Source organism: Streptomyces sp. NBC_01237, from assembly GCF_035917275.1.
Classification (GTDB): domain Bacteria; phylum Actinomycetota; class Actinomycetes; order Streptomycetales; family Streptomycetaceae; genus Streptomyces.
In genome coordinates this window covers 896,601-920,659 of record NZ_CP108508.1, presented here as the reverse complement: position 1 = coordinate 920,659, position 24,059 = coordinate 896,601, and the positions used below count along the sequence as shown (strand labels likewise).

21 protein-coding genes and 1 pseudogene are annotated in these 24,059 nt (G+C 71.0%); 14 read left to right on the top strand and 8 right to left on the bottom strand.

What is annotated here, in order from left to right; translation table 11 throughout:
- Window positions 1-297: 297 nt before the first annotated feature.
- Window positions 298-381, bottom strand: a complete 84-nt coding sequence (locus tag OG251_RS04165) for a putative leader peptide (protein ID WP_326681148.1) — start codon at window positions 379-381, stop codon at window positions 298-300.
- Between the two features lie 88 nt (window positions 382-469).
- Window positions 470-1,675, bottom strand: coding sequence for an ROK family transcriptional regulator (locus OG251_RS04160; protein WP_326675726.1), 1,206 nt, complete (start codon window positions 1,673-1,675; stop codon window positions 470-472).
- 507 nt (window positions 1,676-2,182) lie between these two features.
- Here OG251_RS04160 and OG251_RS04155 point away from each other — a divergent pair.
- From OG251_RS04155 to OG251_RS04135, 5 genes are all read left to right on the top strand, one after another.
- The gene (locus tag OG251_RS04155) at window positions 2,183-3,142 is read left to right on the top strand and encodes a TauD/TfdA dioxygenase family protein (RefSeq protein WP_326675724.1); all 960 of its coding nucleotides are present in this window, start codon (window positions 2,183-2,185) and stop codon (window positions 3,140-3,142) included.
- Window positions 3,139-4,614 carry a sulfatase-like hydrolase/transferase gene (locus OG251_RS04150; protein ID WP_326675722.1) on the top strand — a complete coding sequence of 492 codons (1,476 nt, stop codon included), beginning with the start codon at window positions 3,139-3,141 and terminating at the stop codon, window positions 4,612-4,614. The genes OG251_RS04155 and OG251_RS04150 overlap by 4 nt, the downstream gene beginning before the upstream one ends.
- Window positions 4,615-4,938: 324 nt before the next feature.
- Window positions 4,939-5,130 carry a hypothetical protein gene (locus tag OG251_RS04145; RefSeq protein ID WP_326675720.1) on the top strand — a complete coding sequence of 64 codons (192 nt, stop codon included), beginning with the start codon at window positions 4,939-4,941 and terminating at the stop codon, window positions 5,128-5,130.
- Between the two features lie 92 nt (window positions 5,131-5,222).
- Window positions 5,223-6,092 carry a JmjC domain-containing protein gene (locus tag OG251_RS04140; RefSeq protein ID WP_326675718.1) on the top strand — a complete coding sequence of 290 codons (870 nt, stop codon included), beginning with the start codon at window positions 5,223-5,225 and terminating at the stop codon, window positions 6,090-6,092.
- 34 nt (window positions 6,093-6,126) lie between these two features.
- Window positions 6,127-7,029, top strand: a complete 903-nt coding sequence (locus OG251_RS04135; RefSeq protein WP_326675716.1) for a JmjC domain-containing protein — start codon at window positions 6,127-6,129, stop codon at window positions 7,027-7,029.
- A gap of 157 nt (window positions 7,030-7,186) precedes the next feature.
- Here OG251_RS04135 and OG251_RS04130 read toward each other — a convergent pair whose 3' ends face one another.
- The 3 genes from OG251_RS04130 to OG251_RS04120 all read right to left on the bottom strand — a co-directional run bounded on the left by OG251_RS04130 (window position 7,187) and on the right by OG251_RS04120 (window position 10,612).
- Window positions 7,187-8,011: a M55 family metallopeptidase gene (locus OG251_RS04130; RefSeq protein ID WP_326675715.1), complete on the bottom strand. Its 825-nt coding sequence runs from the start codon at window positions 8,009-8,011 to the stop codon at window positions 7,187-7,189.
- Window positions 8,012-8,104: 93 nt separating this feature from the next.
- Window positions 8,105-9,379 (bottom strand): YhgE/Pip domain-containing protein, encoded by a 1,275-nt coding sequence (locus tag OG251_RS04125; RefSeq protein WP_326675714.1) that lies wholly within the window; start codon window positions 9,377-9,379, stop codon window positions 8,105-8,107.
- 222 nt (window positions 9,380-9,601) lie between these two features.
- Window positions 9,602-10,612 (bottom strand): hydroxyacid dehydrogenase, encoded by a 1,011-nt coding sequence (locus OG251_RS04120; protein ID WP_326675713.1) that lies wholly within the window; start codon window positions 10,610-10,612, stop codon window positions 9,602-9,604.
- Window positions 10,613-11,098: 486 nt separating this feature from the next.
- Between OG251_RS04120 and OG251_RS04115 the strand changes: the two genes are divergently transcribed.
- The 8 genes from OG251_RS04115 (at window position 11,099) to OG251_RS04080 (ending at window position 20,434) form a co-directional block, all read left to right on the top strand.
- On the top strand, window positions 11,099-12,427 hold the full coding sequence (locus OG251_RS04115) for a sugar ABC transporter substrate-binding protein (protein ID WP_326675712.1): 1,329 nt from the start codon (window positions 11,099-11,101) through the stop codon (window positions 12,425-12,427).
- On the top strand, window positions 12,424-13,398 hold the full coding sequence (locus tag OG251_RS04110) for a carbohydrate ABC transporter permease (RefSeq protein WP_326675710.1): 975 nt from the start codon (window positions 12,424-12,426) through the stop codon (window positions 13,396-13,398). Before OG251_RS04115 ends, OG251_RS04110 begins: the two co-directional genes overlap by 4 nt.
- Window positions 13,395-14,261 (top strand): carbohydrate ABC transporter permease, encoded by an 867-nt coding sequence (locus OG251_RS04105; RefSeq protein ID WP_266809758.1) that lies wholly within the window; start codon window positions 13,395-13,397, stop codon window positions 14,259-14,261. Before OG251_RS04110 ends, OG251_RS04105 begins: the two co-directional genes overlap by 4 nt.
- A 151-nt stretch (window positions 14,262-14,412) precedes the next feature.
- Window positions 14,413-15,759 (top strand): alpha-L-fucosidase, encoded by a 1,347-nt coding sequence (locus tag OG251_RS04100; RefSeq protein ID WP_326675708.1) that lies wholly within the window; start codon window positions 14,413-14,415, stop codon window positions 15,757-15,759.
- 43 nt (window positions 15,760-15,802) lie between these two features.
- Window positions 15,803-17,236 (top strand): polysaccharide lyase 6 family protein, encoded by a 1,434-nt coding sequence (locus tag OG251_RS04095; RefSeq protein WP_326675706.1) that lies wholly within the window; start codon window positions 15,803-15,805, stop codon window positions 17,234-17,236.
- Between the two features lie 128 nt (window positions 17,237-17,364).
- Window positions 17,365-18,789 carry a polysaccharide lyase 6 family protein gene (locus OG251_RS04090; protein WP_326675705.1) on the top strand — a complete coding sequence of 475 codons (1,425 nt, stop codon included), beginning with the start codon at window positions 17,365-17,367 and terminating at the stop codon, window positions 18,787-18,789.
- Window positions 18,790-18,962: 173 nt separating this feature from the next.
- The gene (locus tag OG251_RS04085; protein WP_326681147.1) at window positions 18,963-19,709 is read left to right on the top strand and encodes a sugar phosphate isomerase/epimerase family protein; all 747 of its coding nucleotides are present in this window, start codon (window positions 18,963-18,965) and stop codon (window positions 19,707-19,709) included.
- Window positions 19,706-20,434 (top strand): SGNH/GDSL hydrolase family protein, encoded by a 729-nt coding sequence (locus OG251_RS04080; protein ID WP_326675704.1) that lies wholly within the window; start codon window positions 19,706-19,708, stop codon window positions 20,432-20,434. The genes OG251_RS04085 and OG251_RS04080 overlap by 4 nt, the downstream gene beginning before the upstream one ends.
- A 50-nt stretch (window positions 20,435-20,484) precedes the next feature.
- Here OG251_RS04080 and OG251_RS04075 read toward each other — a convergent pair.
- Window positions 20,485-20,650: pseudogene (locus OG251_RS04075) on the bottom strand (nitroreductase/quinone reductase family protein); the annotation flags it as partial.
- 106 nt (window positions 20,651-20,756) lie between these two features.
- Between OG251_RS04075 and OG251_RS04070 the strand changes: the two are divergent.
- Complete coding sequence (locus tag OG251_RS04070) at window positions 20,757-21,185, top strand: pyridoxamine 5'-phosphate oxidase family protein (protein WP_326675703.1); 429 nt, start codon at window positions 20,757-20,759, stop codon at window positions 21,183-21,185.
- 95 nt (window positions 21,186-21,280) lie between these two features.
- Here the strand turns inward: OG251_RS04070 and OG251_RS04065 are convergent, their stop codons facing one another.
- The gene (locus OG251_RS04065) at window positions 21,281-22,558 is read right to left on the bottom strand and encodes an alpha/beta hydrolase (protein WP_326675702.1); all 1,278 of its coding nucleotides are present in this window, start codon (window positions 22,556-22,558) and stop codon (window positions 21,281-21,283) included.
- 153 nt (window positions 22,559-22,711) lie between these two features.
- Window positions 22,712-23,893, bottom strand: coding sequence for a hypothetical protein (locus OG251_RS04060; protein ID WP_326675700.1), 1,182 nt, complete (start codon window positions 23,891-23,893; stop codon window positions 22,712-22,714).
- Between the last annotated feature and the right edge of the window lie 166 nt (window positions 23,894-24,059).

Sequence of the window (24,059 nt, the reverse complement as noted above, 5' to 3'; positions counted from 1 at the left end):
GAGCAAGAGGCCACGGTTCGAACGACGCACGAGATCCCGGGGCGTTCGGGCTCCGGGGGCGTACGGCTCCGAAGGGCTACGGCTCCGCTGATGTGGGGCTCTTCGGGCGTGCGGGATCAGCGCGGACAGCCGCGGGGGTTGCCGCCGGAACGGAAGGGGGGAGCGGGCCGAAGGATCAGTCCGGAACGCGGTGCGGGGACGCGGGGCAGCGCTCCGGCGGGACGCGCCGCTCCGCCGGTGCTGTGTCAGGCACGCGCTGCGGACACCCGGCAGGGCCCGCAGAAGAGACGGTCCGGGTCAGTGGTGGACGGCACAGACCGCGCTGGCCTGTCGACAGAGGTCGACATGCCTGCGGGAGATGAGGCGCAAGTCCGGGTTCACGGGAGCAATATGGCAGTGGCTCCGCCGGGCGGTCAACCTGGTCTGTCCGGATCCTGGTACGGATCATCCTCCCGCCGCCCGCCCGCGGCTATCGGTCGAACGTTGCCAAAGGGCTCCTGAACAGCGGGTTCAGGAGAATGGTGCCGGCGGCCACGGGCAGAACCGCCGTACCGGCATGCGGACTGACGATCCGCTCGGGGTCCCCGCAGACATGCGACAGATCGATCGCGGCGCCCCGGATCTCCTCCAGGTACTCCGGGTTGACCAGGCTGGAGTGCTCGGTCACCACGACCAGATCGGGGTTGAGGACATCGAGCAGCAGGGCCGTCGCCCGGCCGACCGCACGGGCCCGCTCGCGCAGCAGCCGGTCCGCGCGCCGGTCCCCGGCAGCCGCCGCGTCGACCACCAGGAACACATCGGGCTCGGGCACGATCCCGCGCCGCACGGCGGTCAGTGCGACGGCCGTGTTGGAGGCCGTCGCCTCCAGACAGCCGGACCGTCCGCACGGGCAGGGGGCCGTGGAATCCGGTACGGGCAGATGCGCCACGTCCCCCGCGCCGGACCCGGGGCCCTGGTGGACCACTCCGGCGATGCCGAGCGCGGCGTCGACCACATTGCCGACGAAGAGATGGACCAGGCTGCGGCGCGCCGCGGGCCTGCCGAAGAGGATCTCGGACTGGGCGATGGCGCGGGCGTGATTGTCGATCCGCACCTCAAGTCCGCCCAGCCCACGGGCGAGTTCGGCGGCGAGCGGACGTTGGTGCCAGCCCAGTGCGTCATGGCGCACGGCCGTACCCAGGCCGGGATCGACCCACCCGCCGAGTGCCGCGCCCACGCCCAGCAGACGGCGGCCACGGCCCGCTTCGGCCAGGAACGTGCGCAGCCCGCCCAGGATCCGGCCCGACAGTTCCGCCGGGGCGATGCCGTCGTGCGGAAGCGAGCGACGGGCCAGCAGCCGGCCGCGCAGATCCAGCAGCCCGAACGTCGAACCGGGCACGCCGATGTGCACGCCGCCCGCCACCGGGCCCGAGGTCTGTCCGGTGTGCAGGTCGACCGGGATCTGGGGTCTGCCCACCCCGGTGCTCTCCACCAGGTCGGGCAACTCCCTCACCAGGCCCAGGCGGACGAGATCGGTGCACTGGCGTGAGACGGCGGCCGGGCTCAGACCGGACAGCCGCGCGATGGATCTGCGCGCGACGGGCCCGTGATCGAGCACGGCACGCAGCACCGTGGCGGCGTTGGCCTCCCGGCGTCCGTCACCGGTCGTCCGGGAGATCTGCGGGGGAACGGTCATGGGGGTGTTCCTTCGGTCCTGCGACACGGAGCGGTCGCAACATTACGGCGGCATGAAATCGCGCCGGGGCTCGTGCCCTGCCCCGGGGCAGGGCACGAGCCCCGAGTCGGCGCACCGGGAAAGTCGCTGCTCAGAGGTGCTTTGACGGTGCGTGGGCGGAGGGGGCGCGGGCCTCGCGCAAGCGCCGATTGAACCACTGCGGGGGACCGTCGGGGGAGCGGTCGCGTGCTTGACGTCCGGCGCGGGGCGCTGGAAGTCTCCGGGACATGTTCGCGACGGCCGTTCCCCGAGCGCGGCCCGCCCGCGCCGGCCGCTCCGCCGTGCCACTCGTGTGTCCGGGCCGCTGTACCGCTGCCTGACCTCGCTCCGGCCGCCCCCGCACATCCCGCAGCCCCGCCCCATCGCACTCCACCTCGTCGCGCGTCCCTGACGGACGCACGCTCGGCCCAATTACTTCCTCTCCAAGATTAATCAGTGACGATCTTGGCCTCCGAAAGGAACCCCGTCATGTCGACCACCTCCGCCTCCACCGTCACCGTCCAGAAGCTCGGCGGCCGTATCGGCGCCGTCATCTCCGGCGTGCGCCTCGGCGGCGACCTCGAACCGGAGACCGTCGCGGCCGTCCGGGCCGCCCTGCTGGCCAACAAGGTCGTCCTCTTCCGGGGTCAGGACCACCTGGACGAGGACAGCCACGAGGCGTTCGGCCGCCTGCTCGGCACACCGGTCGCCCACCCCACCGTCCCGTCCGCCGACGGCCGCTACTCGCTCGGCATCGACTCCGATCACGGCGGCCGGGCCAACCAGTGGCACACCGACGTCACCTTCGTGCCGGCCTACCCGGCCTTCTCGATCCTGCGCGCCGTCGTCATCCCTCCGTACGGCGGCAACACCCTGTGGGCGAACACCGCGACGGCGTACGCCGGACTCCCCGAGCCGCTGCGCGTCCTCGCCGACAGCCTGCGCGCGGTCCACTCCAACGACTACGACTATGCCGCGCTGCGCCCGCAGGCGCGGCCCGAGGCGCTGGCCCAGTACCGGAAGGTGTTCACCTCGACGAAGTTCCTCACCGAGCACCCGGTGGTGCGCGTCCACCCCGAGACCGGCGAACGCACCCTGCTCCTGGGCAACTTCGTCCAGCGCATCAGCACACTGACCGGCCGCGACTCCCGTGCACTCCTCGACCTGTTCCAGGCGCACATCGAGCGCCCGGAGAACACCGTGCGCTGGCACTGGCAGACCGGCGACGTCGCCATCTGGGACAACCGTGCCACCCAGCACTACGGGGTGGACGACTCCGACGCCCACGAGCGCAAGCTCCGCCGCGTCACCATCGACGGTGACGTCCCGGTCGGTGTCGACGGGCGCTCCTCCACCCTCATCAGCCCCGAGGAGGTGCCCGACCCCGCCTTCGGCATCGCCTCCGGCGCCTCGGCGGCGGCCCCGGCCGCCGAGAAGGCCGGAGCGTGAGCGGGTCCGCCCCGCGCGACGGGACGACCCCACCGGTGGGAGGCGCCCCGGTGCCGCCCACCGGGGCGCCTCCCCAGGTGATCGTGGTCCTCACCGACCAGCAGCGATGGGACACGACCGGCGCCCACGGCAACCGGGCCGGGGTGACCCCCGAATTCGACCGGATCGCCCGCGAGGGCACCCTGTTCGAGCAGGCGATCACCTCCAACCCGGTCTGCGCCCCGGCCCGTTCGGCCCTGCAGACCGGCCGCTACCCCACGGCGACGGGCGTGTTCCGCAACGGGCTGCCGCTTCCGCAGGACATCCCGACGCTCGCCGGGGAGTTCGCCGCGGCCGGGTACACGACCGGCTACATCGGCAAGTGGCATCTGGGGGGCGAGGACGGCCCGGACGGCCCCGTGCCGCCCGGCCGCCGGGGCGGCTACCGGAAGTGGCTCGCCTCGGACCGGCTCGAATTCACCTCGGACGCCCACCGCACCGTGGTGTACGACGAGGAGGGCGAGCCGGTCCGGCTCCCCGGCTACCGCTCCGACGCGCTGATCGACGCGGCGATCCGGTTCGTGGCCGACCACCACGACCGTCCGTACCTGCTCTTCCTGTCCCTGCTGGAGCCGCACCACCAGAACCCGGCCGACGACTACCCGGCCCCCGCGGGCTACCGCGAGCGCTACGAGGGCACCTGGCTGCCGCCGGACCTCGCCGCGCTCGCACCGGGTGCCGCGCAGGGTGGGGCCCATCGCCATCTGGGCGGCTACCTCGGCCAGATCAAGCGGGTCGACGAGGGGGTGGGCCGGCTGCGCGACGCGCTGCGGAGCCTGGGCACCGAGGACGGCACGGTGCTGGCCTGGACGGCGGATCACGGCTCCCACTTCCGTACCCGTAACAGCGAGTACAAACGCTCGGCGCACGAGGCGTCCGTTCGCGTGCCGCTCGCCCTCACCGGGCCCGGCTTCACCGGAGGCGGGCTCGTCCGGGAGCCGGTCGGCACGGTGGACCTGATGCCCACGCTGCTGGCGGCCGCGGGCATCGCGGTACCGGACGGCGTACAGGGGCGGTCCCTGCTGCCGCTGACCGGCGGGGGCCGTGACCCCGGTCGTCCCGGCTCCGTGTTCATCCAGATCAGCGAGGACCGGGTGGGCCGTGCGGTACGCACCTCCCGGTGGAAGTACGTGGTGGAGGCACCGGGGGCGGACGCGTGGAACGACCCGGACGCGGACCGCTACGAGGAGAGCGAACTGTACGACCTGGCAGCCGATCCGTACGAGCTGGACAACCTCGCCGGGCTCGCCTCGCACCGCGAGGTCGCCGACGGGTTGCGCCAGGAGCTGCTGGAGTGGCTGGAGCGGGTCGAGCACACGGAACCCGAGATCGGACGGGCGGCCCCGCGCCCGTCCGGTCAGCGCCGTGCGGAGTCGTTCCCGTCCCAAGTGCCGTGGAAGGGAGTGGCGTTCGGCCATCGGTCCGCACACTGACAGCCCGTCGGCGGGGTGCCCCACGACCGGGTGGCGGGCCGTCCTCGCCCGCACCATCTGCCGACGTTCTGCCGCTTTGCCACTCTGCCACTCAAGGAGAGCGCGGATGTCCGGAGCCGGGCCCGCTCCGATCGCTCCGAACGTCACCCGCCAGGGTTTCCGCGCAGGTGAGGGCGCGTCAGGGATCCGTAAGCGGCGTATGGAACACGTCAGTGCCGCTTCTCCCGTGCGCGTGGCCCGAAGCAAGATCAGTCCCGGCCTCGGAACCGGGGCCGATCGAACACCCGGCCGCGGCGTACATCGCAGCCGGGGAAAGGAGTGGTCATGTCGTCTTTCCAGGTCGCGGAGCCGTCCAAGCGTACGGAGATCTCCAAGCGCGCGGCGCTGAGCGTGGCGGCGCTCGCCGTCGCCGGAGGTGCGCTCTTCGCACCGTCCGTCGGGCACGCCGCCGCACCTCCGGCGTCGGACCAGAAGGTCGAGGCCGGCTGCGGGGACTGCTACCCCGACGTCATCTGACCGGCTGACCGACGCGCACGCGAGGGCTCGCACGCATGACCGGGACCCGCCGATGTCCGCATCGGCGGGTCCCTTCGAGGAAGGACCGACCGATGGACTGGCTGGAGCGGTGTGTACCGGACGTGGAACAGCTCCTGGGCTCGTACTGGCGGAAGAGGCCGGTGCTCCTGCGGCCGGGGAACCCACCGTCGGAGGTGCTGACCCGCGCGGACGTGGACGCCCTTCTGGACGGCGGGCTGCTGCGCGTTCCGTACGTCGGCCTGTACACCGCACAGGGCGGCATCGCCGACGAGCGTTTCTGCCCGGCGCGCGTGATCACCGGGCAACCCGCCGAGGGATACGTCGATGGGGCGGCGGTGCGCCGGCTCATCCGTGAGGAGCGGGCGACGCTGCAGTTCCGCTACGTCGACCAATGGCATCCCCCGGTGCGTGAGCTCACCGACGGCATCGCCGAGCGGCTCGGCAGGCTCGTCGAGGCGTTCTACTTCCTGAGCCTTCCCGGCCGCCGGGGTCCGGTGCACCGGGACGACGGGGACCTGCTGGCCATCCAGCTCAGCGGTGCCAAGCACTGGCAGGTGTACGCGGGGCCGGGCGACGGCGACTGGGCGCCGGTCCGTGCGGAGGATCCGGGAGAGCCCCTGCTGGACACGGTCCTCCGGGCGGGCGAAGTGCTCTATGTGCCCAGAGGATTCGCCCACACCGCCGCGGCCGTGGGCGACGATTCGTCGGCCCATCTGACGGTGGTCGTCAGGGAAGCCGGTGCGGAACATCTGCGCAGCGCCCTGCTGGCACAGCTCGTGGACGGTCTCTCCCTGCCGGGCCGCCCACTGGACGATGACGCCCTGCTGCGCTCCGCCGCCGGACTCCTGGACCATCTGCGCGCACGGCTCGCCGCGGCCACTCCGGAGGAAGTCATCGGCCGGGCACGGCCGCGTGCGTACAGCAACCGCCAGACCGTCTGATCAGGCCGACGGCACGGAAAACGAAGAGGCAACGATGGACTGGCTCGCACGATACGTGGACGACGAGCAGGCATTTCACCACACACTGTGGCGCCGCACCCCCGCCGTGCTGCGCCCCCGTACCCCTCCGCCGGACGTCCTGACGGTCGCCGAGCTGGACCGGATCCTGGACGCGGGACTCCTCACCGCCCCTTACGCGACCCTCGTGCACAAGGACGGCCCCGTACCGCACGAGAGCTACTGCTCCCCTCGCGTCATCCTGGGCGGGATCGACGACCGCTACCTGGACGCGGGGGCCGTACGACGACTGGTCGGCGAGGAGGGTGCGACGCTCCTTCTGCGGTACGTCGACCAGTGGCACGCGGGCGTACGGGAGCTGACCGACGGACTCGCGGAGCGATTCCGACGCCAGGTGGAGGCATTCTTCTTCCTCACCCCGCCGGGAACACAGGGCCGTCCCGTGCACCGCGACGACGCCGACGTGCTGGCCGTGCAGATCCACGGCTCGAAGCGGTGGCGGGTGTATCCGGGACCGCCCGACGGGAACTGGCAGCCCGAGCGTGTGGACGGCGACCCGGGCGAGCCGTTGCTGGACGTGGTTCTGCGGCAGGGCGAAGTCCTCTACGTACCACGCGGGTTCGCGCACATGGCCGAGACGGCCGGGGGAAGCGCCTCGGCCCACCTCTCGCTCACGGTCCGCGAGGCCGGTTCCGCCCATCTGTACGCCGTGGTCGAAGCACTCCTGCTGGACGGCGACGGACTGCCCGCCCGCCCCAACGACGACGCGGCACTGTCCGGGGCCGCGAGCGACCTCATCGCGCATTTCCACCGCACGCTCACCGGCCTCACGCCGGACGAACTGGTGCGTCTGGCCCGTGGCGCGATGCGCGGCGAACAGCGCACCGCCAACGGTTCCTTGAGCGCACTTCTGGGCTGACCCGGCCATGAGCGCGAGGCCGGGCGCGGGCTCGTCCGCTCCCTGTCCGGTGCGGCCGAACGCGGCTCGTCCGCTCCCTGCCCGGTGCGGGCCGAACGCACGAGGGGCTCGGCCCGCACCGGGCATCCGGCCGTCACGGAGACGGACGGGACGGCCCTCAGGCGGGTTTGATGCCCGCGAGCTGGCCGATCAGCAGGATCAGTCGGTAGGCGTCGGCGAAGTGAGCGGCGGTGAAGGTGATCGTCCGGCCGCCCTCGGCACGGGAGACGCCCGGCACGAGCGTCGCCAGATCGACCGTGTGCGGGTAGAGGTCCACCTCGACATCGAGCGGTCCGGCAAGGGCGAGCGGCGAGACCCCGGCCCTCCGGGCGAGGGCGTCGGCCGCCGCCCGGCGCAGCCGCTCCCGGGCCTCCTCGGGGTGCAGAGCGACAGCGGCGGCCTGACCGAGAGCCTGCTTGACCGCGACGGTGACCGCGGCGGGGACCAGGTCACCGAATTCGGCGCAGGCGGCGTCGTCGCCGCTGAGCAGCACGACCGGCGCGCCCAGGTGCCCGGCCATGGCGGCGTTGAGGCCGATCTCCCCCATGGGGCGCCCGGCCACGCGTACGTCGAGGATGCCGTCGTTCATGGTGTGTGCCAGCACGGCCGGCCCACCACCGGCGCGGGCGTGGTAGCCGACCAGCATGACGGCGTCGGTGTGTTCGTCGAGGCCGCCGAGCATGCCCAGCGGGCGCGGTTTGCCGCGGACCAGGTGGGCCCGGCGGTCGAGCTCCTCCGGCAGCAGGTTCCGGAACGGCCCGTGTGCGTCGGTCACCAGAACCGTGGCGGAGGGTTCGGCCTCCAGCACACCGGCGATCACGGCGTTCGCCTCGGCCGTCATCAGGGCCCGGCCGCGCTCGTAGTCGTAGCGATCCGGGTTGGTCTCGGTGGGATGCACGATCCCCGAGATGCCTTCCATGTCCACAGAGATCAGTACGTTCATGACCGGGGAGTCTATGCGGGCGCACTCACCCCTCGGCCCGCCCCGGCAGCGACCCGTGGACCTGGGGCGAGCGAACGCGTCCGGGGCCGATACTCACGCGGGTTGCGGGGTGAGACGGCGCAGGCCCCGGCGGTCGTAGTAGTGGGTCATGGCGAATCCGAACGCCAGGGCGAGGACGAAGCCCACGGCGATCATGGTCCAGCCGCGGGTCAGACCCGCGTCGGCGCGGGCGTCGAAGTAGAGGAGGGACCGTACCCCGGAGCTGAGTTGGTGCATCGGCTCGAAGGTGGCCAGGAAGCGGTAGAAGCCGGGGGTGGCCTCCAGCGGGACGGTGGCACCGGAGGAGGGGAGGGCCAGCGCGATGAAGACGAACATCGAGACGAGCTGTCCGATCCCGCCGAAGGCGGCGTTGATGGCCTGGACTCCCAGGCCGACGGCCACGGTCGCGCAGTAGGAGAAGAGCCACAGCATCGGCAGGTGTGTGGCGTCCATGCCCAGGATCGAGACCGTCGCCACCATGACGAGCGTGGTGGTCAGCACGGAGATGCCCGCTGTCATCAGCATCTTCAGCAGCAGCGTCTGGGTGCGGCTGATGGGGACGGTCGGCCGGCGGGTGTGCCAGGGGCCGATCTCGCTGTCGGCGTATCCGAGCGCGGTGTCGACGCCGCTGTTGACGAGGTTTCCTCCGATGAAGCCGCTCAGGACGAGCAGCAGGGTGTAGTAGAAGGCGGTCAGCCCGAGGCCGCTGTGCCGGCCGATCGGATGGCCGACGCGGGTGGTGACGGTCACGGGGTCGGTCAGGAGCAGGCGTGTGGTGGGGTCGGCGGCGGAGGCCGTGAGCTGCTTGCCGAGCTCCAGTGAAGCCTGTTGGGCCGCCCTCTGGTTGATCTGGGCCGCGAGTGAGGAGCCGAGGCTGCCGAGGCCGGGGTTGGTCAGCACGGTGAGCGTCGGCCGGACTGTCGCCCGGCTGGTGGTCAGGGCACCGACGGACCTGGTGAAGCCGTCCGGAATGATCAGTGCGCCGAAGACCTTGCCGGAGGCCAGCTCGTCCTCGGCCGCCGCGAGGCCGAGCCGTCGCCACTGCACGGTGTCCGAGGGGCCGGCCGAGCTGACCGAGGCGGCGAGCTGCTTCCCCAGGTTCTGCCGCTGCCCCGGCAGCGGGTGGCTCCGGTCCTCGTCGACGAGGGCGATGGGCAGCCGGCGCAAGGAGTCGCTCGGGTTGAGGATGCCGCCCATGTAGAGGAGCGACAGCACCAGCGCGACCAGTGCGCTGAGGACGGTCGGTACGAGCCACAGCTTGGCGTGCCGGACGAGGGCGCCGGCACCTGCCTGTGGGGCCGGGGCGTCCGGAGGGATCGCAGAGGCCATGGTTCTCCGTGGATGCTGGTTCGGGCATGGTGGGGCGGCGGGACGGGAACCCCGTGAAGGGTGGTGCTCCCGTCCCGTTCCGCGCCTGCCCATCGTCGGCGGACGGAGTTCACAAATTGCGCATTGCCAGCAATATCTGTGCGGCGGGCGCGTCGCCATGACCTGTCGTCCGGCCGCGCCGCGCCGCGGCGTGGTCCGCGGCACCGGGCCGCAGGCACCGGGTCAGGCCAGCGACGCGGCGTGGGCGGGGTCGATGGCGTACTGGAGGGGCTCGTTCCGGGTGAAGCGGCGGAGTTCGTCGAGCACGAGCTCTCCGAGGCGGTGGCGTTCGGCCCCGAGGGCGCCGGCCAGGTGGGGGGTCAGGACGACGTTGGGAAGGGTGAAGAGCGGCGAGTCGTCGGCCGGAGGCTCCGGGTGGGTCACATCCAGTACGGCGGTGAGGTCGGGCCTCGCGCGCAGGACGTCGGCTGCGGCGCTCTCGTCGAGGAGCGCGCCACGCGCGGTGTTGATCAGCGTGGCGCCCGGCCCCAGGGAGTTCAGCAGCCGGGTTCCGATCATGCCGTGGGTCTCGGGCAGGAGGGGCGCGTGGAGACTGACGACATGGCAGGTGGCGAAGAGCTCCTCGATGCTGACGAGCCGGACGCCCGCCCGCAGGGCCGTGCCGGTGGAGGCGACGGGGTCCGTGGCGAGGACCTCGATGTCGAAGCGGCCGAGGTGGGCGGCGACCAGGCGGCCGATGTGCCCGAGCCCCACCAGACCCACGCGTGAGCGGTAGGCGCCCGGGACCTGGGGATTGTGCGGGAAGCGACGGCTGCTCGCCACGTCCCGGGTGATGCGGTGCACCTGCTTCAGCCCGAGAAGGACCTGGGCCAGGGTGAACTCCGCCACCGGTACGGCGTTGGCCGCGGCCGCGGAGACGATCGGGATGTCGCGTGCCCAGAACGCGGGTGTGGTCAGGTGCCGCACCGAGCCCGCCGCGACGAGGACGGCCCGCAGCCGAGGGGCGTGCGACAGGAGGGCGGCGTCGAGGACGGGTGCGCCCCAGCCCGTGAGCAGCACGTCGATCCCTCGCAGCACATCGGGATCCTCGTCGAGTCGCCGCCGGGTGAGGGGCGGTCCCTGCCGGTCCACGAGCCGGTCGATCCCGGCCAGAACCTCGCGGGGGTAGACGTCTGCCCTGCGTTCTTCCTCCATGACCAACAGTGCTGTCGGCCTGGCTGCCGGCTCGTTCATGCGGATTGCGCTCCTCAGCACCTCAGTTGACGGTTCATCAGTGACGCGACGTCCGGCCCTGGTTGGGCGTGTGGGGAAATGTCCGAGCGGATGTCGCGGATTGGCGTGGCTTGTTCGGCATCGCGGTCCGCGTGCCTGCAGCACGATACATCGGATGACTGGAAAAGCCCCTAGGCGGTTCCCCGTTGCCTTGTGCTCGTCGTGCCCCGGCTGCTTCCGTGTCCGTGCGTGAGGGTGTGGAGAAGGGTGACGGGCGTCCTGAGTGGCTGGTCTGCCGGTTCATCAGGCGGTATCTGGGGGTGGACATTCCTCTTGTGGAGGCGTTGCGTCGCAGAGGTGACATGCGGGGGTGTGTCAGTCGCGTGTTCGGCGGTCCGTAGCGAGATTTTTGTATTCATCGGACTATTGACCGCGGATTCCGACCCCGTTAGCGTCCCCAGCAAGCGCTTTCCAGGCCAGCTGTGATGCGGCGAAACAGGAGTTGTCATGCAGAGATCGCACTGGGTCGGTGCGGGGTTCCTCGCCTCGGCGCTGGTCCTCACCAGCTGTACATCAGGGCCTGCGGGAGTGTCCGCCGAACAGGACTCCAAGGCACCGCTCGAACTATGGACCAGGACGACACCGGGCGGACCGGGGGAGCAGGGCACGCTCAAGCTCGCCGCCGCGTTCGAGAAGGCCACGGGCTTCAAGGTCGAGGTCACGGCGATCTTCGACGACTTCGAGACCAAACTGCAGCAGCGGGCCGCGCAGAAGAACCTGCCCGACATCGTCATGAACGATGTGACGCAGCTCGGTGCCATGCACAGCCAGGGCCTGCTCCGCGAGATCGACCTCGGCAAGATCAAGAGCGCCGAACAGATCATCGGCCAGGGGCTGGACTCCGGCAAGAGCGTGGACGGCAAGCAGTTCGGCCTGCCGTACTCGGCACAGGCGTCCGCGTTGCTCATCCGCAAGGACTGGCGGGAGAAGCTGAAGCTGGAGGTCCCGCGGAGCTGGGACGACTTCGCCGCGATGGCCTCCGCCTTCACCACCGAGGACCCGGACGGTGACGGCAAGAACAACACCTCCGGCCTTGCCGCTCCGCTCTCCACCAAGCGCGGATACGCCTCCTGGTACTTCTCCAACTTCCTCTGGGCCGCGGGCGGCGACTTCATCACCGAAGCCGGAAAGGGCACGTACAAGCCCACGATGAGCACAAAGGAATCGGTGGCGGCCACGCAGTGGTTCCGCGATCTCGGCTGCAAGGACAAGGTCATCCAGCCCGGTGCCGTGACCATGGAGACCCCGCCCACGAACGAGACGTTCGAGGCGGGCCGGACCGGCATGTTCGTCGTCGGGCCCTATCTGCTGCCCCGCTTCGACGAGACCCTCGGCAAGGACAAGTACGAGGTCGTGCCGATGCCCAAGGGGCCCAAGGACGCGACCGTCCTCGCCGAGGGGGCCTCCGTCTATCTGATGGCGGGCTCCGAGAACATGGCGGGCCAGGACTCCTTCGCCGACTTCGCCCTCTCCGCCGAGGGGCAGAAGATCGGGATGCAGGGCGACACCGGCTTCACCGTGCAACTGCCCGTCAACAAGACGGTGGACGTCTCCGCGGTCCGCCCCGACCCCCGCTGGAAGACGTACGCCGACGTGTACGAGAACTCCGGCCGGTACGCCCCGTCCATCCCCAACTGGACCCCGGTGCGGCAGACGACCGCGGAGACCGTCAACGCGCTGATGGCCGACTGCGACCTGGACGTCGAGACGAAGCTGGGGGAGCTCGACAAGCAGCTCGCCGACATCCTCAAGGAGCAGGGAATCGCCGCGTCATGAGCCTTGACCAGGCGGATCCGGCCGCCCTCCCGGCGGCCGGCCCCGCCGCCCGGAAGACGGGCCGCAAGGACGGCGGGGCCGCCTCGGCCCGCCGAGGCAGCAACCGCCGGGCGGGCCGATGGTGGACGCCGTGGCTGTTCCTGGCCCCCGCGCTGCTCCTCTTCCTGTACTTCAAGTTCATCCCCATGGCCAACGCGCTGACCATGTCCTTCCAGGAGGTCCAGCCCTACCTCGGAAACAAGTGGGTCGGCACCGAGAACTACTCCACGGTGCTCCACTCCGAGGGATTCCGCGAAGCCGCGTGGCACACCGTCGTCCTCGCCGCCGGGCAGACGGCCGGTTCGATGGCGCTGGGTCTCGCGCTCGCCCTGCTGATGGAAGGGCAGGGCCGCCGGCTGGGATTCGTGCGCTCCGCGGCGTTCCTGCCGGTGGTGGTGCCGATCGCGGTCGTCGCCGAACTGTGGCGGATCATGTACCACCCGACCGAGGACGGCATGCTCAACGGCATCCTCGGCATGGTGGGGCTCGGCCCCTCGGGATTCATCAACGACCCCGACACCTCGATGGCCTCGATCATGCTCACCGGCATCTGGCGGGGCGCCCCCTACGACATGATGATCATCCTCGCCGGGCTGACCAGCGTGGACCGAGGTCTGTACGAGGCCGCGAAGGTCGACGGCGCCTCCAGGACGCAACGGGTGTGGCATGTGACGGTGCCCGGACTGCGGTCGGTGTTCTCGATCCTGTTCATCCTCGCCGCGATTCGCGGACTGCGGGTGTTCACCGAGGTGTTCCTGCTCACCAACGGTGGGCCCGACGGCTCCACCGAGGTAGTGATGACCCTGATCTACAAGCTCGGGCTGGAGCAGAACCGACTCGGCGTCGGCGCGGCTGGAGCCGTCCTGCTGTTCATCGCGACGCTGATCCTGACCATCGTCGTCCATCTGTTGCGACGCAGGGAGAGCAAATGAGTGCGCCGACCGAGACCGCGCTGGGGCTGACCGAGAGCAGGAGCACGGGCGGGCGGATCCTCAAAGCCGTCACCTACCTGCTGGTCCTGATCGTCTTCGCCGGGCCCCTGCTGGCCCTGCTGGTCAGCGCCTTCAGCCACGTCAAGGACCCGACGGAACTGAGCGTCATCCCCTCGGGCGCCACGCTGGACAACTTCAGGATCGCCTTCGACCAGGGGGTGCTCGGCTACCTGCTGAACTCGTTCTTCGTGGTCGGCTTCGGACTGCTGCTCCAGGTGGCGGTCTCCGTCCTGGCCGGTTACGCGCTGGCCAGGAAGGTCTTCCCCGGGATGACGCTGGCGCTCGTCGCCATCCTGGCGACGCTGATGCTGCCCGAGGAGATCCTGGCCCTCCCGCTGTCCCTGATCCTCGCCGACCTGCCGGTGGTCCACTTCAACCTCATCGGCACCCTCGCCGGAATGATCGTCCCGCTGGGCGCCTGGGGTTTCTCCATCCTGGTGATGACGGAGTTCATGAAGGACGTACCCCGGGAACTCGAAGAGGCCGCCCGGATCGACGGTGCCGGAGATCTGCGTATCTTCGCCCAGATCATCATGCCGATGTGCAAGCCCGCGCTCGGCGTCATCGGAGTCTTCGGCTTCACCATGATCTGGGACCAGTACCTGCTGCCGCTCCTCGTCTCCACGGACTCCTCCTCCTACACGCTCCCGCTGGCCCTGCGCACCCTGCGGATCGACCCCGCCGTCACCCCCGGCGTGGTGATGGCCGCGTCCCTGCTGGCCCTGCTCCCCTCCGTGGTCGTCTTCCTGTTCTTCCAGCGGTCCTTCGTCCACGGTCTGACCTCCGGCGCCCTGAAGGGCTGACCCGGCACAGTCTCCCGACCCCGGGCCGCGAGCCCGCCCGCCCCCGCTCTTCGCGACCCCCGCACCACCAGCCCCTCCGGTCGCGTCCGCCGGAGCGCCGAGCGCGCCCCGAGCACGCCACCCGATGCCGACGACAAGGAGCGATACCCCCATGACCCCGAGCGCTGACACCCCCGCGGCGCAGTCGCCCGCGCCCGCCGCGACCCCGGCGCCCGCAACGGCCCCGGAGACGGCCTGGTTCACCCATGACCGGTTCGGCATGTTCGTCCACTGGGGCCTGTACTCCCTCGCCGCACGGCACGAGTGGGTGAAGAACCGGGAGAAGCTGACCGACGAGCAGTACCAGGTGTACTTCGACCACTTCGACCCCGACCGCTACGACCCGGTCCAGTGGGCCAGGGCGGCGAGAGCCGCGGGCATGCGGTACGTCGTCCTCACCACCAAGCACCACGACGGCTTCTGCCTGTGGGACAGCGCCCTCACCGAGTACAAGGTCACCAACACCCCGCACGGCCGCGACCTCGTCGGACCGTTCGTCGAGGCGTGCCGTGCCGAGGGGCTCAAGGTCGGTCTCTACTACTCCCTGATCGACTGGCACCACCCCTCCTTCCCCGTGGACGGCACTCATCCGCAGCGCGACGACGAGGAGTTCAAGACGGCGACGGCCGACCGCGACATCCGCGACTACCGGCGCTACCTGCACGGCCAGGTCCGAGAGCTGCTGACGTCCTTCGGGCGCATCGACTACCTGTTCTTCGACTTCTCGTACGCGGGCCGCACCTGGTGGGGCGGCAAGGGCCCGGACGACTGGGACTCCCCGAAGCTCATGGAGACGATCCGTGAACTCCAGCCGCACGTCCTCGTCAACGACAGGACGGGCATTCCCGGCGACTTCGTGACCCCCGAGCAGTACCAGCCCTCCGGTCCCATGACCGACGACGGGCGGCCCGTGCTGTGGGAGGCCTGCCAGACGCTCAACGGAAGCTGGGGCTACGACCGCGACAACCTCGACCACAAGAGCGCCGATCTGCTGATCCGCATGCTGGTCGACGGGGTGTCCAAGGACGGCAACCTGCTGCTCAACGTCGGCCCCACCGGCCGCGGCGACCTCGACCCGCACGCCGTCGCCGTACTCGGGGAGATCGGCCGGTGGATGGAGCTGCACGAGCGCTCGGTGCGCGGCTGCGGCCCCGCCCCGTACACCGCACCCTCCGAGTGCCGGTACACCCGGCGCGGCAACCGGCTCTACGTCCATCTGTTCGCCTGGCCGTTGCGCCATCTGCACCTGCCCGGACTCGCCGGCCGGGTGCGCTACGCCCAGTTGCTGAACGACGCGTCCGAGATCACCCAGGTCCACATCGCCCCGGACCGGCCCGCGGTCAACACCGAGATGGGCGGACAGCCCGCCGGAACGCTCACTCTCCAGATCCCCGTCCAGCGCCCCGACACCCCCGTGCCCGTCATCGAGCTGTTCCTGGACGAGCCGGCCGACGGCTGACCCGGTACCGGCCCCGATCCACCACTACACTCTCGGAGGCATCATGCAACGCCGCACGTTCCTCATGGGCACAGCGGCGGGGGCGGCGCTGGCCGCCGTCCCCACCGGCTCTCTCCTGACCGGCAGCGCCGCAGCCGCCCCGGCCGTCGCCGGCTCGCTGGACGAACTCCAGGCCGCGATCGACCGGGCCCGGCCGGGTGACCGGATCGTCCTGGCCGACGGCAGCTACACGGTGCCCCCGGACCGGCCCCTCACCATCCGGAACAAGCGGGGCACCGCGCGCGCACCCATCACCATCGCCGCCCAGTCCCTCGGCGGGGTCGTCCTCGGCGGCGTACAGAGCTTCGTCCTCGACGCCTCCAGCCACCTCACCCTCAGCGGGTTCTCCTTCCGTCAGAGCAGCACCCTGGAGATCCCCGACAACTGTTCGCACATCAGGCTGACCCGCAACGACTTCCAGCTTGCCGACATCGAGGGCCTGCACTGGGTCATGGTGCGCGCCGACGACAGCGAGGTCGACCACAACCACTTCCACGGCAAGACCACGCTCGGCGTCTACCTCTGTGTGGAGGGCGCGGGTACGGAGGAGATGGCCCAGCGCGTCCATGTGTTCAGGAACTACTTCTCCGACCACAGCTTCGCCGGGTCCAACGGCGGTGAACCGATCCGCCTCGGCGTCAGCCCACGGGCGCTGTCCCCCGCCCACGCGGTCGTGGAGTACAACCTGTTCGAGCGCGCCAACGGCGACCCCGAGGCGATCTCCGTCAAGAGCTCGGACAACACCATCCGGTACAACACCGTCCGCGACAGCCTCGGCGGGATCGTCCTGCGGCACGGCAACCGCAGCAGGGTGGAGGGCAACCACCTCATCGGTGGCACGGACGGCCTGCGGATCTACGGCGACGACCATGTGATCGTCAACAACCACCTCGCCGGACTGTCCGGTCGGGCCCTGGTGATCGGCAGCGGTTCGGCCCGCGACCACCTGCCCGGAGAGCCGGCCGACCAGCGCCGCGGCAACGACGCACCCGACCGGGTCGTCATCGCCCACAACACCCTGGTGAACAACCACGGCATGCTCTCCGGCGAGAGCCAGCGCCCGCACGAACCGCGGGACGTGACCGTCGCCGACAACCTGCTCGTCGCGGAGTCGGGCGAGCTGGTCACGATGGCGAACACCGTACGTTTCACCTGGTCGGGCAACATCCTGTGGGGTGCGGCCGCCGACGGCAACATCCCGGCCGGCGGCTTCACCCGCGTCGACCCGAAACTGAGGACGGGCCGGGACGGCATCGCCAGACTGACCGCGGGCAGCCCGGCGATCGGCGCGGCCACGCTCCGGCGGCGCTACGTCACCCATGACATCGACGGGCAGCCGCGCGGGCGGGCCCGGGATGTGGGCGCGGACGAGTACACCCGCGGGCCGGTCAGGCGCGAGCCGCTGACCCCGGCCGACGTGGGCCCCCGGTCCCGCTGAACACACGTCCGCGGGGGGACAGCCGGACCGGTGCGCCGGCGGCTGTCCCCTCCGCCGGTCGCAGCACGTCCAGCCGCGGGGGCTGCACGGAGCGGCCCGGCACCTTCCTGTCCCTACATGGAGGCATCATGCAACGACGCACGTTCCTCAGAGGCACCGCCGTGGCAGCGCTGGCCGCCGTGCCGCTCACCCACCTGCCATCGGCGGGCGCGGCGGAGGCCGCACCACCGGTCGCTACCCTGGCCGCGCTCCAGACCGCGATCAACGCCGCCGCGCCGGGCGACCGGATCGTTCTGGCGGACGGCACCTACACCGTCCCGTCGGGCGGCATCAGCGTGTCGGGCAGGAACGGCACCACCGACGCACCGATCACCATCGTCTCGGAAACCCGCGGCGGTGCGGTGCTCCAGGGCGAGCGCAGTTTCGTCTTCAGCAACTCCAGCAACGTCACCGTCAGTGGCTTCGCCTTCCGCCAGAGCACCTCGCTGGAACTCCCGGCGAACTGCTCGCGCATCCGGCTGACCCGCAACGACTTCCGGTTCGCGGACATCGAAGGGCTCTACTGGGTCGTCGTGCGGGCGGACGACGCGAAGATCGACCGGAACCACTTCCACGACAAGACCACCGCGGGCATCTTCATCGTGGTCGACGGCCCCGGCTCGACCGCGATGGCCCAGCGCCTGCACATCTTCCGGAACCACTTCTCCGACCACAGCTTCGGCGGGGCCAACGGTGGCGAGCCGATCCGTCTCGGCGTCAGCGGCCGGGCGCTGTCCGGCGCCAACGCGGTGGTGGAGTACAACCTGTTCGAGCGGTGCGACGGCGACCCCGAGACGATCTCGGTGAAGTCCTCCGACAACATCATCCGGTACAACACCATCCGCGACAGCGTCGGCGGAATCGTGCTGCGGCACGGCAACCGTTCCAGGGTGGAGGGCAACTACCTGCTCGGTGGCACGGACGGCCTGCGCCTCTACGGCAACGACCACCTCGTCCTCAACAACTACCTCGGCGGGCTGTCGGGCCGGGCCCTGGTCGTGGGCAGCGGCACCACCCGCGACCACAACTCGGGTGAGACGACCGAGGAACGGCGGGGCAACGACGCCTGCGACCGCGCGGTGATCGTGCACAACACGCTGCTCGACAACTCCAGCACCCTGTCCGGCGAGACACGGGCGTTCGAGCCCCGCAACGTCGTCATCGCCGACAACCTGCTCGTGGGCAGCGCGGGCAGCCTCGTCGCGATGGGGACGACCACCGCCTTCACCTGGCAGAGCAACATCCTGTGGGGAGCCGCGTCCAACGGCAACGCGCCCTCGGGCGGATACACCCGCGTGGACCCGAAGCTGGCGACAGGGACGGACGGCATCGCCCGGCTGTCGGCGGGCAGCCCGGCGATCGGCGCGGCCACGCTGGGCAGCCCCGTGGTGACCGACGACATCGACGGCGACGCACGCGGCAGCGCCCGTGACATCGGCGCCGACGAGTACGCCACGGTGCCCCCGGTCCGCCGCCCACTCACGACCGCGGACGTGGGCCCGAACGCCGCGTGACCCGTCACCGGTGACGGGGCGCCGGTGAGACGGTCCGCCCGTCCGCCCCGGGCGGACCGCTTTCCCCGCAGCCACCGAACGGGCCCCGGGGATACACCGCGGAAGAGCAGCAGCAGACCGACAGAAGAGCCGCCGAGAGGCGACCGCAGGGAGAAAGGGATGCCGTGACCAGGATGGGACTGTGTTCGGTCACCTTCCGGGGGCTGCCCGCCGCCGACGTCGCACGCCGCGCCGCGCAGGCGGGCCTCGATGTGGTCGAGTGGGGTGCCGACGTGCACGCGCCGCCGGACGACCCCGGCGCCGTCCGCGCGGCCCGCGACGCTTCCGACCGGTACGGGATCACCTCCTGCTCGTACGGTTCGTACTTCCGCGCCACGCCGGGTGAGGCCGCCGAATTCCCGGCGATCGCCCGAGCCGCGGTGCTCCTGGGGGCGCCGCGGGTGCGGGTCTGGGCGGGTGGAGCCGGCTCGTCGGCCGCCGCGCCGCAGGAGCGGCGCGGGACCGCGGACTGTCTGCGGGAAGCGGCCCGGACCGCCGCGGACCACGGCCTGGAGATCGCGCTGGAGTTCCACTCGAAGACCCTCACCGACACCGTCGCCTCAACCGTCCGGCTGCTGGACGAGGTGGGCGCGGACAACCTCCGTACCTACTGGCAGCCACCGCTCGACGTTCCCGACGACGAGGCGCTGGCCGGGCTCGCGGAGCTCGGCGACCGGGTCGCGGCGGTACACGTCTTCTCGTGGTGGCCGGGCAACCGCCGACTGCCGCTGGCGGACCGTGAGGCCCTGTGGACCGGGGTCTTCGACCTGCTGAAGCGGCGGCCCGCCCGGCTGGAGGCGCTCCTGGAGTTCGTACCCGGCGACGATCCCGCCGTGCTGGCGCGCGAGGCCGCCACCTTGCGGCGCGCGGCGGCCCGATGACCGGCTCCACCCCCTCCACCCCCGACGCCAGGACGGCGGACATGCACATCGGGCAGAACGACAGGCTCCTGTTCATCGGTGACTCCATCACCGACGCGGGCCGCGACCGCTCGGACCCCGCATCGCTCGGCGACGGCTACGTCCACGAGATCGCGCGGACACTGCGCGCCCGGCAGAGCGCCGGACCCGGCCCCACCGTCATCAACAAGGGCATCGACGGCAATCGCGTGTACGACCTCGAATCCCGCTGGGCCGCCGACGTCATCGGCCACCGGCCCACCGTGGTCACGGTCAAGATCGGAATCAATGACACCTGGCGGCGCTACGACCGGGGACTCCACAGCCCGGCCGACGAGTTCGAGGCATGCCTCGCGCGCCTCCTCGCCGGCACCGCGCGGCAACTGTCCGCGCGACTGGTCGTCATCACTCCGTTCCTGCTTCCGGTCACCTCGGACCAGGAAGGCTGGTTCGAGGACCTGTCGCCCCGCACCGACGCCGTCCTTCGTGCCGCGACGGCCAACGGAGCCCAGGTGGTACGTGCCGACCTCGCCCTGCTCCGCGCGGCGGAGGACAGCGAGGCGGCGGAGCTGGCCCCGGACGGGGTCCATCCCAGCCCCCTCGGTCACCGGCTCATCGCCGACGCCTGGCTGCACGCGGTCGGCCGGGACCGCCCGGACGGCTCCCGCGCCCGTGAGGGGCACGGTGGGCCTTTGGGTCCACGGTGACCCGTGGGTCTGCGTTCGGACCGAGGCCACCGGCGAACGGCCGCGCGGGGTCAGTCGGTGAGGTCCACCCCTACGGTCAGCAGGTCGGTACCGAAGGCGCGGACCGCCGCACTGTTGAAGCGCGGCAGCTGCTTCAGCCGGGCGCGCGTCGTCGTCCGGGACCAGGTGCGCGGTGCCGTTGTGCCGGCGCCCCTTGATCCGGACCCGGACCTGCGGGGGCCGCACCGACGACACGCCACCGCCAGGGGCGGGACGGTCGGGGCGACGACGGGCGGCCGGGGGCACACTGGGTGGCCCGGTCCACGTACGAATGGAGTCTGCCGTGGCACTCACCCGCGAAGAGCGTGAACAGTTCCTTGCCGAGCCTCACATCGCCGCGTTGGCGGTGGCGGCCGGGGACGGGGACCGGGCGCCGCTCAGCGTGCCCATCTGGTACCAGTACACCCCGGGCGGCGACCTCAGGATCCTGACGGGCCGCACCTCACGCAAGGCCGAACTCATCGGTGCCGCAGGCCGGTTCACGATCCTGGTGGACCGGGTGGAGCCCACGATCCGCTATGTGTCCGTCGAGGGCCCCGTCGTCGAGACCCGTCCCGCGACGCGCGGTGACCTGGAAGAGGTCTCGGCGCGCTACCTCGCGGCGGACAAGGTCGCCGGCTATGTCGATTTCGCCTCGGAGAACCACGGTGAGCAGGTGGTGATCCGGATGCGGCCCCAGCATTGGGTCAGTTCGGATCTCGGCCAGGTCTGACTCCGCGCCCGGGGCGGCGGCCGGCGTATCGCGAAGCCCCCGCGCGCTCACCGCGGCGGCTTCGCCCGGGTGAGCGCGCGGCGGCCCGTCCCCCGTCAGCCGACGAAGCGCACCTCCGGATAGCGGGCGGACGGACCTTCGAGGACGCGGGCCGGCCGGTCGCGCAGATGGAGGTCGAAGAAGGCCCGCAGGAAGCGCCGCTGGATGTCGATCGACCGCGCGCTGTCGAGCGGGCCGATGAACTCGGCTACCTGCTCGTCGGTCGCCCCGAGGCGCGCGGCCGCCTGGGGCAGGAAGCTCTCGTAGTCCGTGTACGAGAAGTGCCGCGTCCCGGTCATACGGAGCCGGCGACGCCAGCCCCGCAGATGGGGCCAGACCTCCACCCAGCTCGGGTTGGTGTCCGCGTCCTCGCTCATCAGGAGGAACGGCCTGCGCAGCCCCGATGTCACCACGGGGCCGAAGAGGGTGCCGTCGAGGTCCACGCCCGCGCGGAGCGGCACCCCCGACGCGATCGCCGAGGCCGCGGTCGCGCCGCCGAGCGAGTGGCCGAACATCGCGAGCGCGGAGAGGTCGAGGAGGTCGGCGAGGCCGCGCGGGAGCGGTCCGGCGCCGGAGCGCCGCAACCGTACGATCCGGGACAGCTCCTCCACGACGAACCGGGTGTCGGCGACCCGTACGTCGACCGCTTTCAGGATGACCGGGTCGTCGTCCTCCTCGCCGAAGGGCGGCATCGCGTAGGGGGCGACCCGGCCGCCGGGGAACTCGACCTGCCCGGCGTCGTAGGTGTGGTCGATCGTGACGACGACGTATCCATGACTGACGAGGTCCTCGACCAGGGTCATGCTGGACGCGCGGTGCTGACCGTGTCCGTGCGAGAAGAGGATCACCGGGCGCCGGCCCGCTCGGGTGTCGGCCGGGGCGCCGGTACGTCCGTGGGTGACCGGCAGCGTGACGTATCCGGCGGGCAGGACCCCCGTCTTCTGGAAGACCTTGGCGGCCTCCGCGGTCATCCATGGAGCCCTGGGGTGGCCCGGCCTGCTCCGGACGGCGGCTTCGCGGGCGGGGTACCAGAACTGGACCATCAGCTCCCGCACCGGCTGGGTGGTCACCCATGGATCGCGGCGGCTACGGTCGCTGAGGTGCAGGGCCACGGTGCCGATGGGGTGACGGCCGGTCGGGCGGGGCAGGACGAGCCGCACGGGCGGTTCGGTGCCGGTGGGCCGGACGGCACCCGGTGCCCCTCCGGACGCCGCCGCGGCGGCGGGTGCCGCGGTCACGGCGAGGCCGGAGGCGATACCCGCGGCGAGGGCCGCGCCCGTGCTCACCACGTGCCTCCTGCTGAGCCGGTGCGGAGTCGGGGCCGGGCTCGACATGATGTCTCCTTGGCGTTCGTACGTGCGGTGTGCGGTCACCGGGTGTGCCCGCTCCCTCGAACGCTAAGTGCCGTCGGGCCCGCGATCCGTTGGGATCTCTCATGGCTTTCGCTGATATGTGTCACTGGCGGCGGGGGCCGTGGGCGCGCTATGTCACGGAGGGCCGGAGCCGTTCAGCCAGAACGCTCCGTACACCGAACTCACGACGGTCATCGCCGGGAGCACCACCACGGTCCAGGCGGGGCGCGCACGGGCCATCCCGATCGCCGCCACCAGCAGAAGGGGAAAGGCGGGGATCAGCAGACGGGGCTTCGACCCGAAGTATCCCGATGCGCCGACCGCCATGATCGTGATGATGGCGGAGTAGACCACGAGCGCGATCGGCTGCCGTTGCTTCCAGGCGATCCGGTGCGGCCACACACAGAGCAGGACAAGGGCCAGAAGGATACCTGCGGAAAGAATTCCGGAATTCCCCAGGGAAGCGGCCAGGAATTTCGCGAAGGCGATTCCGCCGTCGAATCCGTTTCCCCACTCCGCCTGCACGTCGAGATAGCCGAGAAATTTCCCTCTCTGCTGTCCGACCCACACAATGTAGCCGGCCGCGCCGAGCGGGGAGACGAGAGCGCCCGCGATGACGCTGATGTGCTTCCTTCTGCTGAGCTCGGACCGCCTGGTCGCGAGCACGACCGCCGCGGTGACGACGATGGCCGCACTGATCGCGATCCCGACAGGCCGCGTGAGCCCGGCGAGGAGCGAGAGAACGCCTGCCGTCATCCACTGATCGCGCAGCAGGGAGAGCAGCGCCCAGACCGCCAGCGCGACGAAGAGTGATTCGCTGTAGGCCATGGACTGCACGATGCCGACCGGCAGGGCGCCCCACAGACAGGCCAGGATGACTCCGGCGCGTGCACTGTGGACGTGGCGTCCCAGGTGGAAAAGTCCCAGCGCGGCGGCCAGCGAGGACACCGCGCTGATGGCCAGCCCGGTGTCGGACGCGTTCCAGGGGCCGATGCGGGATCCCGCATCCTCCAGCCAGGGGAGGAGCGGGAAGAAGGCCATGCTGGAGAGATTCCGCCCGTCGGGGGCCTGGACCGTGAACGAGTAGCCGCTCTCGGCGACGCGCGTGTACCAGAGCGAGTCCCAGCGCCGGCCCAACAGCTCATGGGCGCTCTTCTGATGGAAGGCGGACCAGGTGATCAAGCCGATGAGGCCGATGATTTTGATCGCCGCGTAGAGGGATACGGCCGCGAGGGCGCTGTCGAGGCGATTGCTCTTGACTTCTACGGAGGGTCGGCGGGGTTGTGATGTGCCGATCGACTGCGCTTGGATTGCCAACCCCCGGGTAAGAGTGGTTCATGGGAAAATGACGCGTAAGGCGCTTTCCTGATCTCGGGAAAGCAAGGGAGAGCGCGGCATCCAGGCGAATTCTCCGTACGGTGGAACGATGATCCCGGTGACGTGTTCGGGGTACACGGTACTCAACGGCCTGGAAACCGCGGGC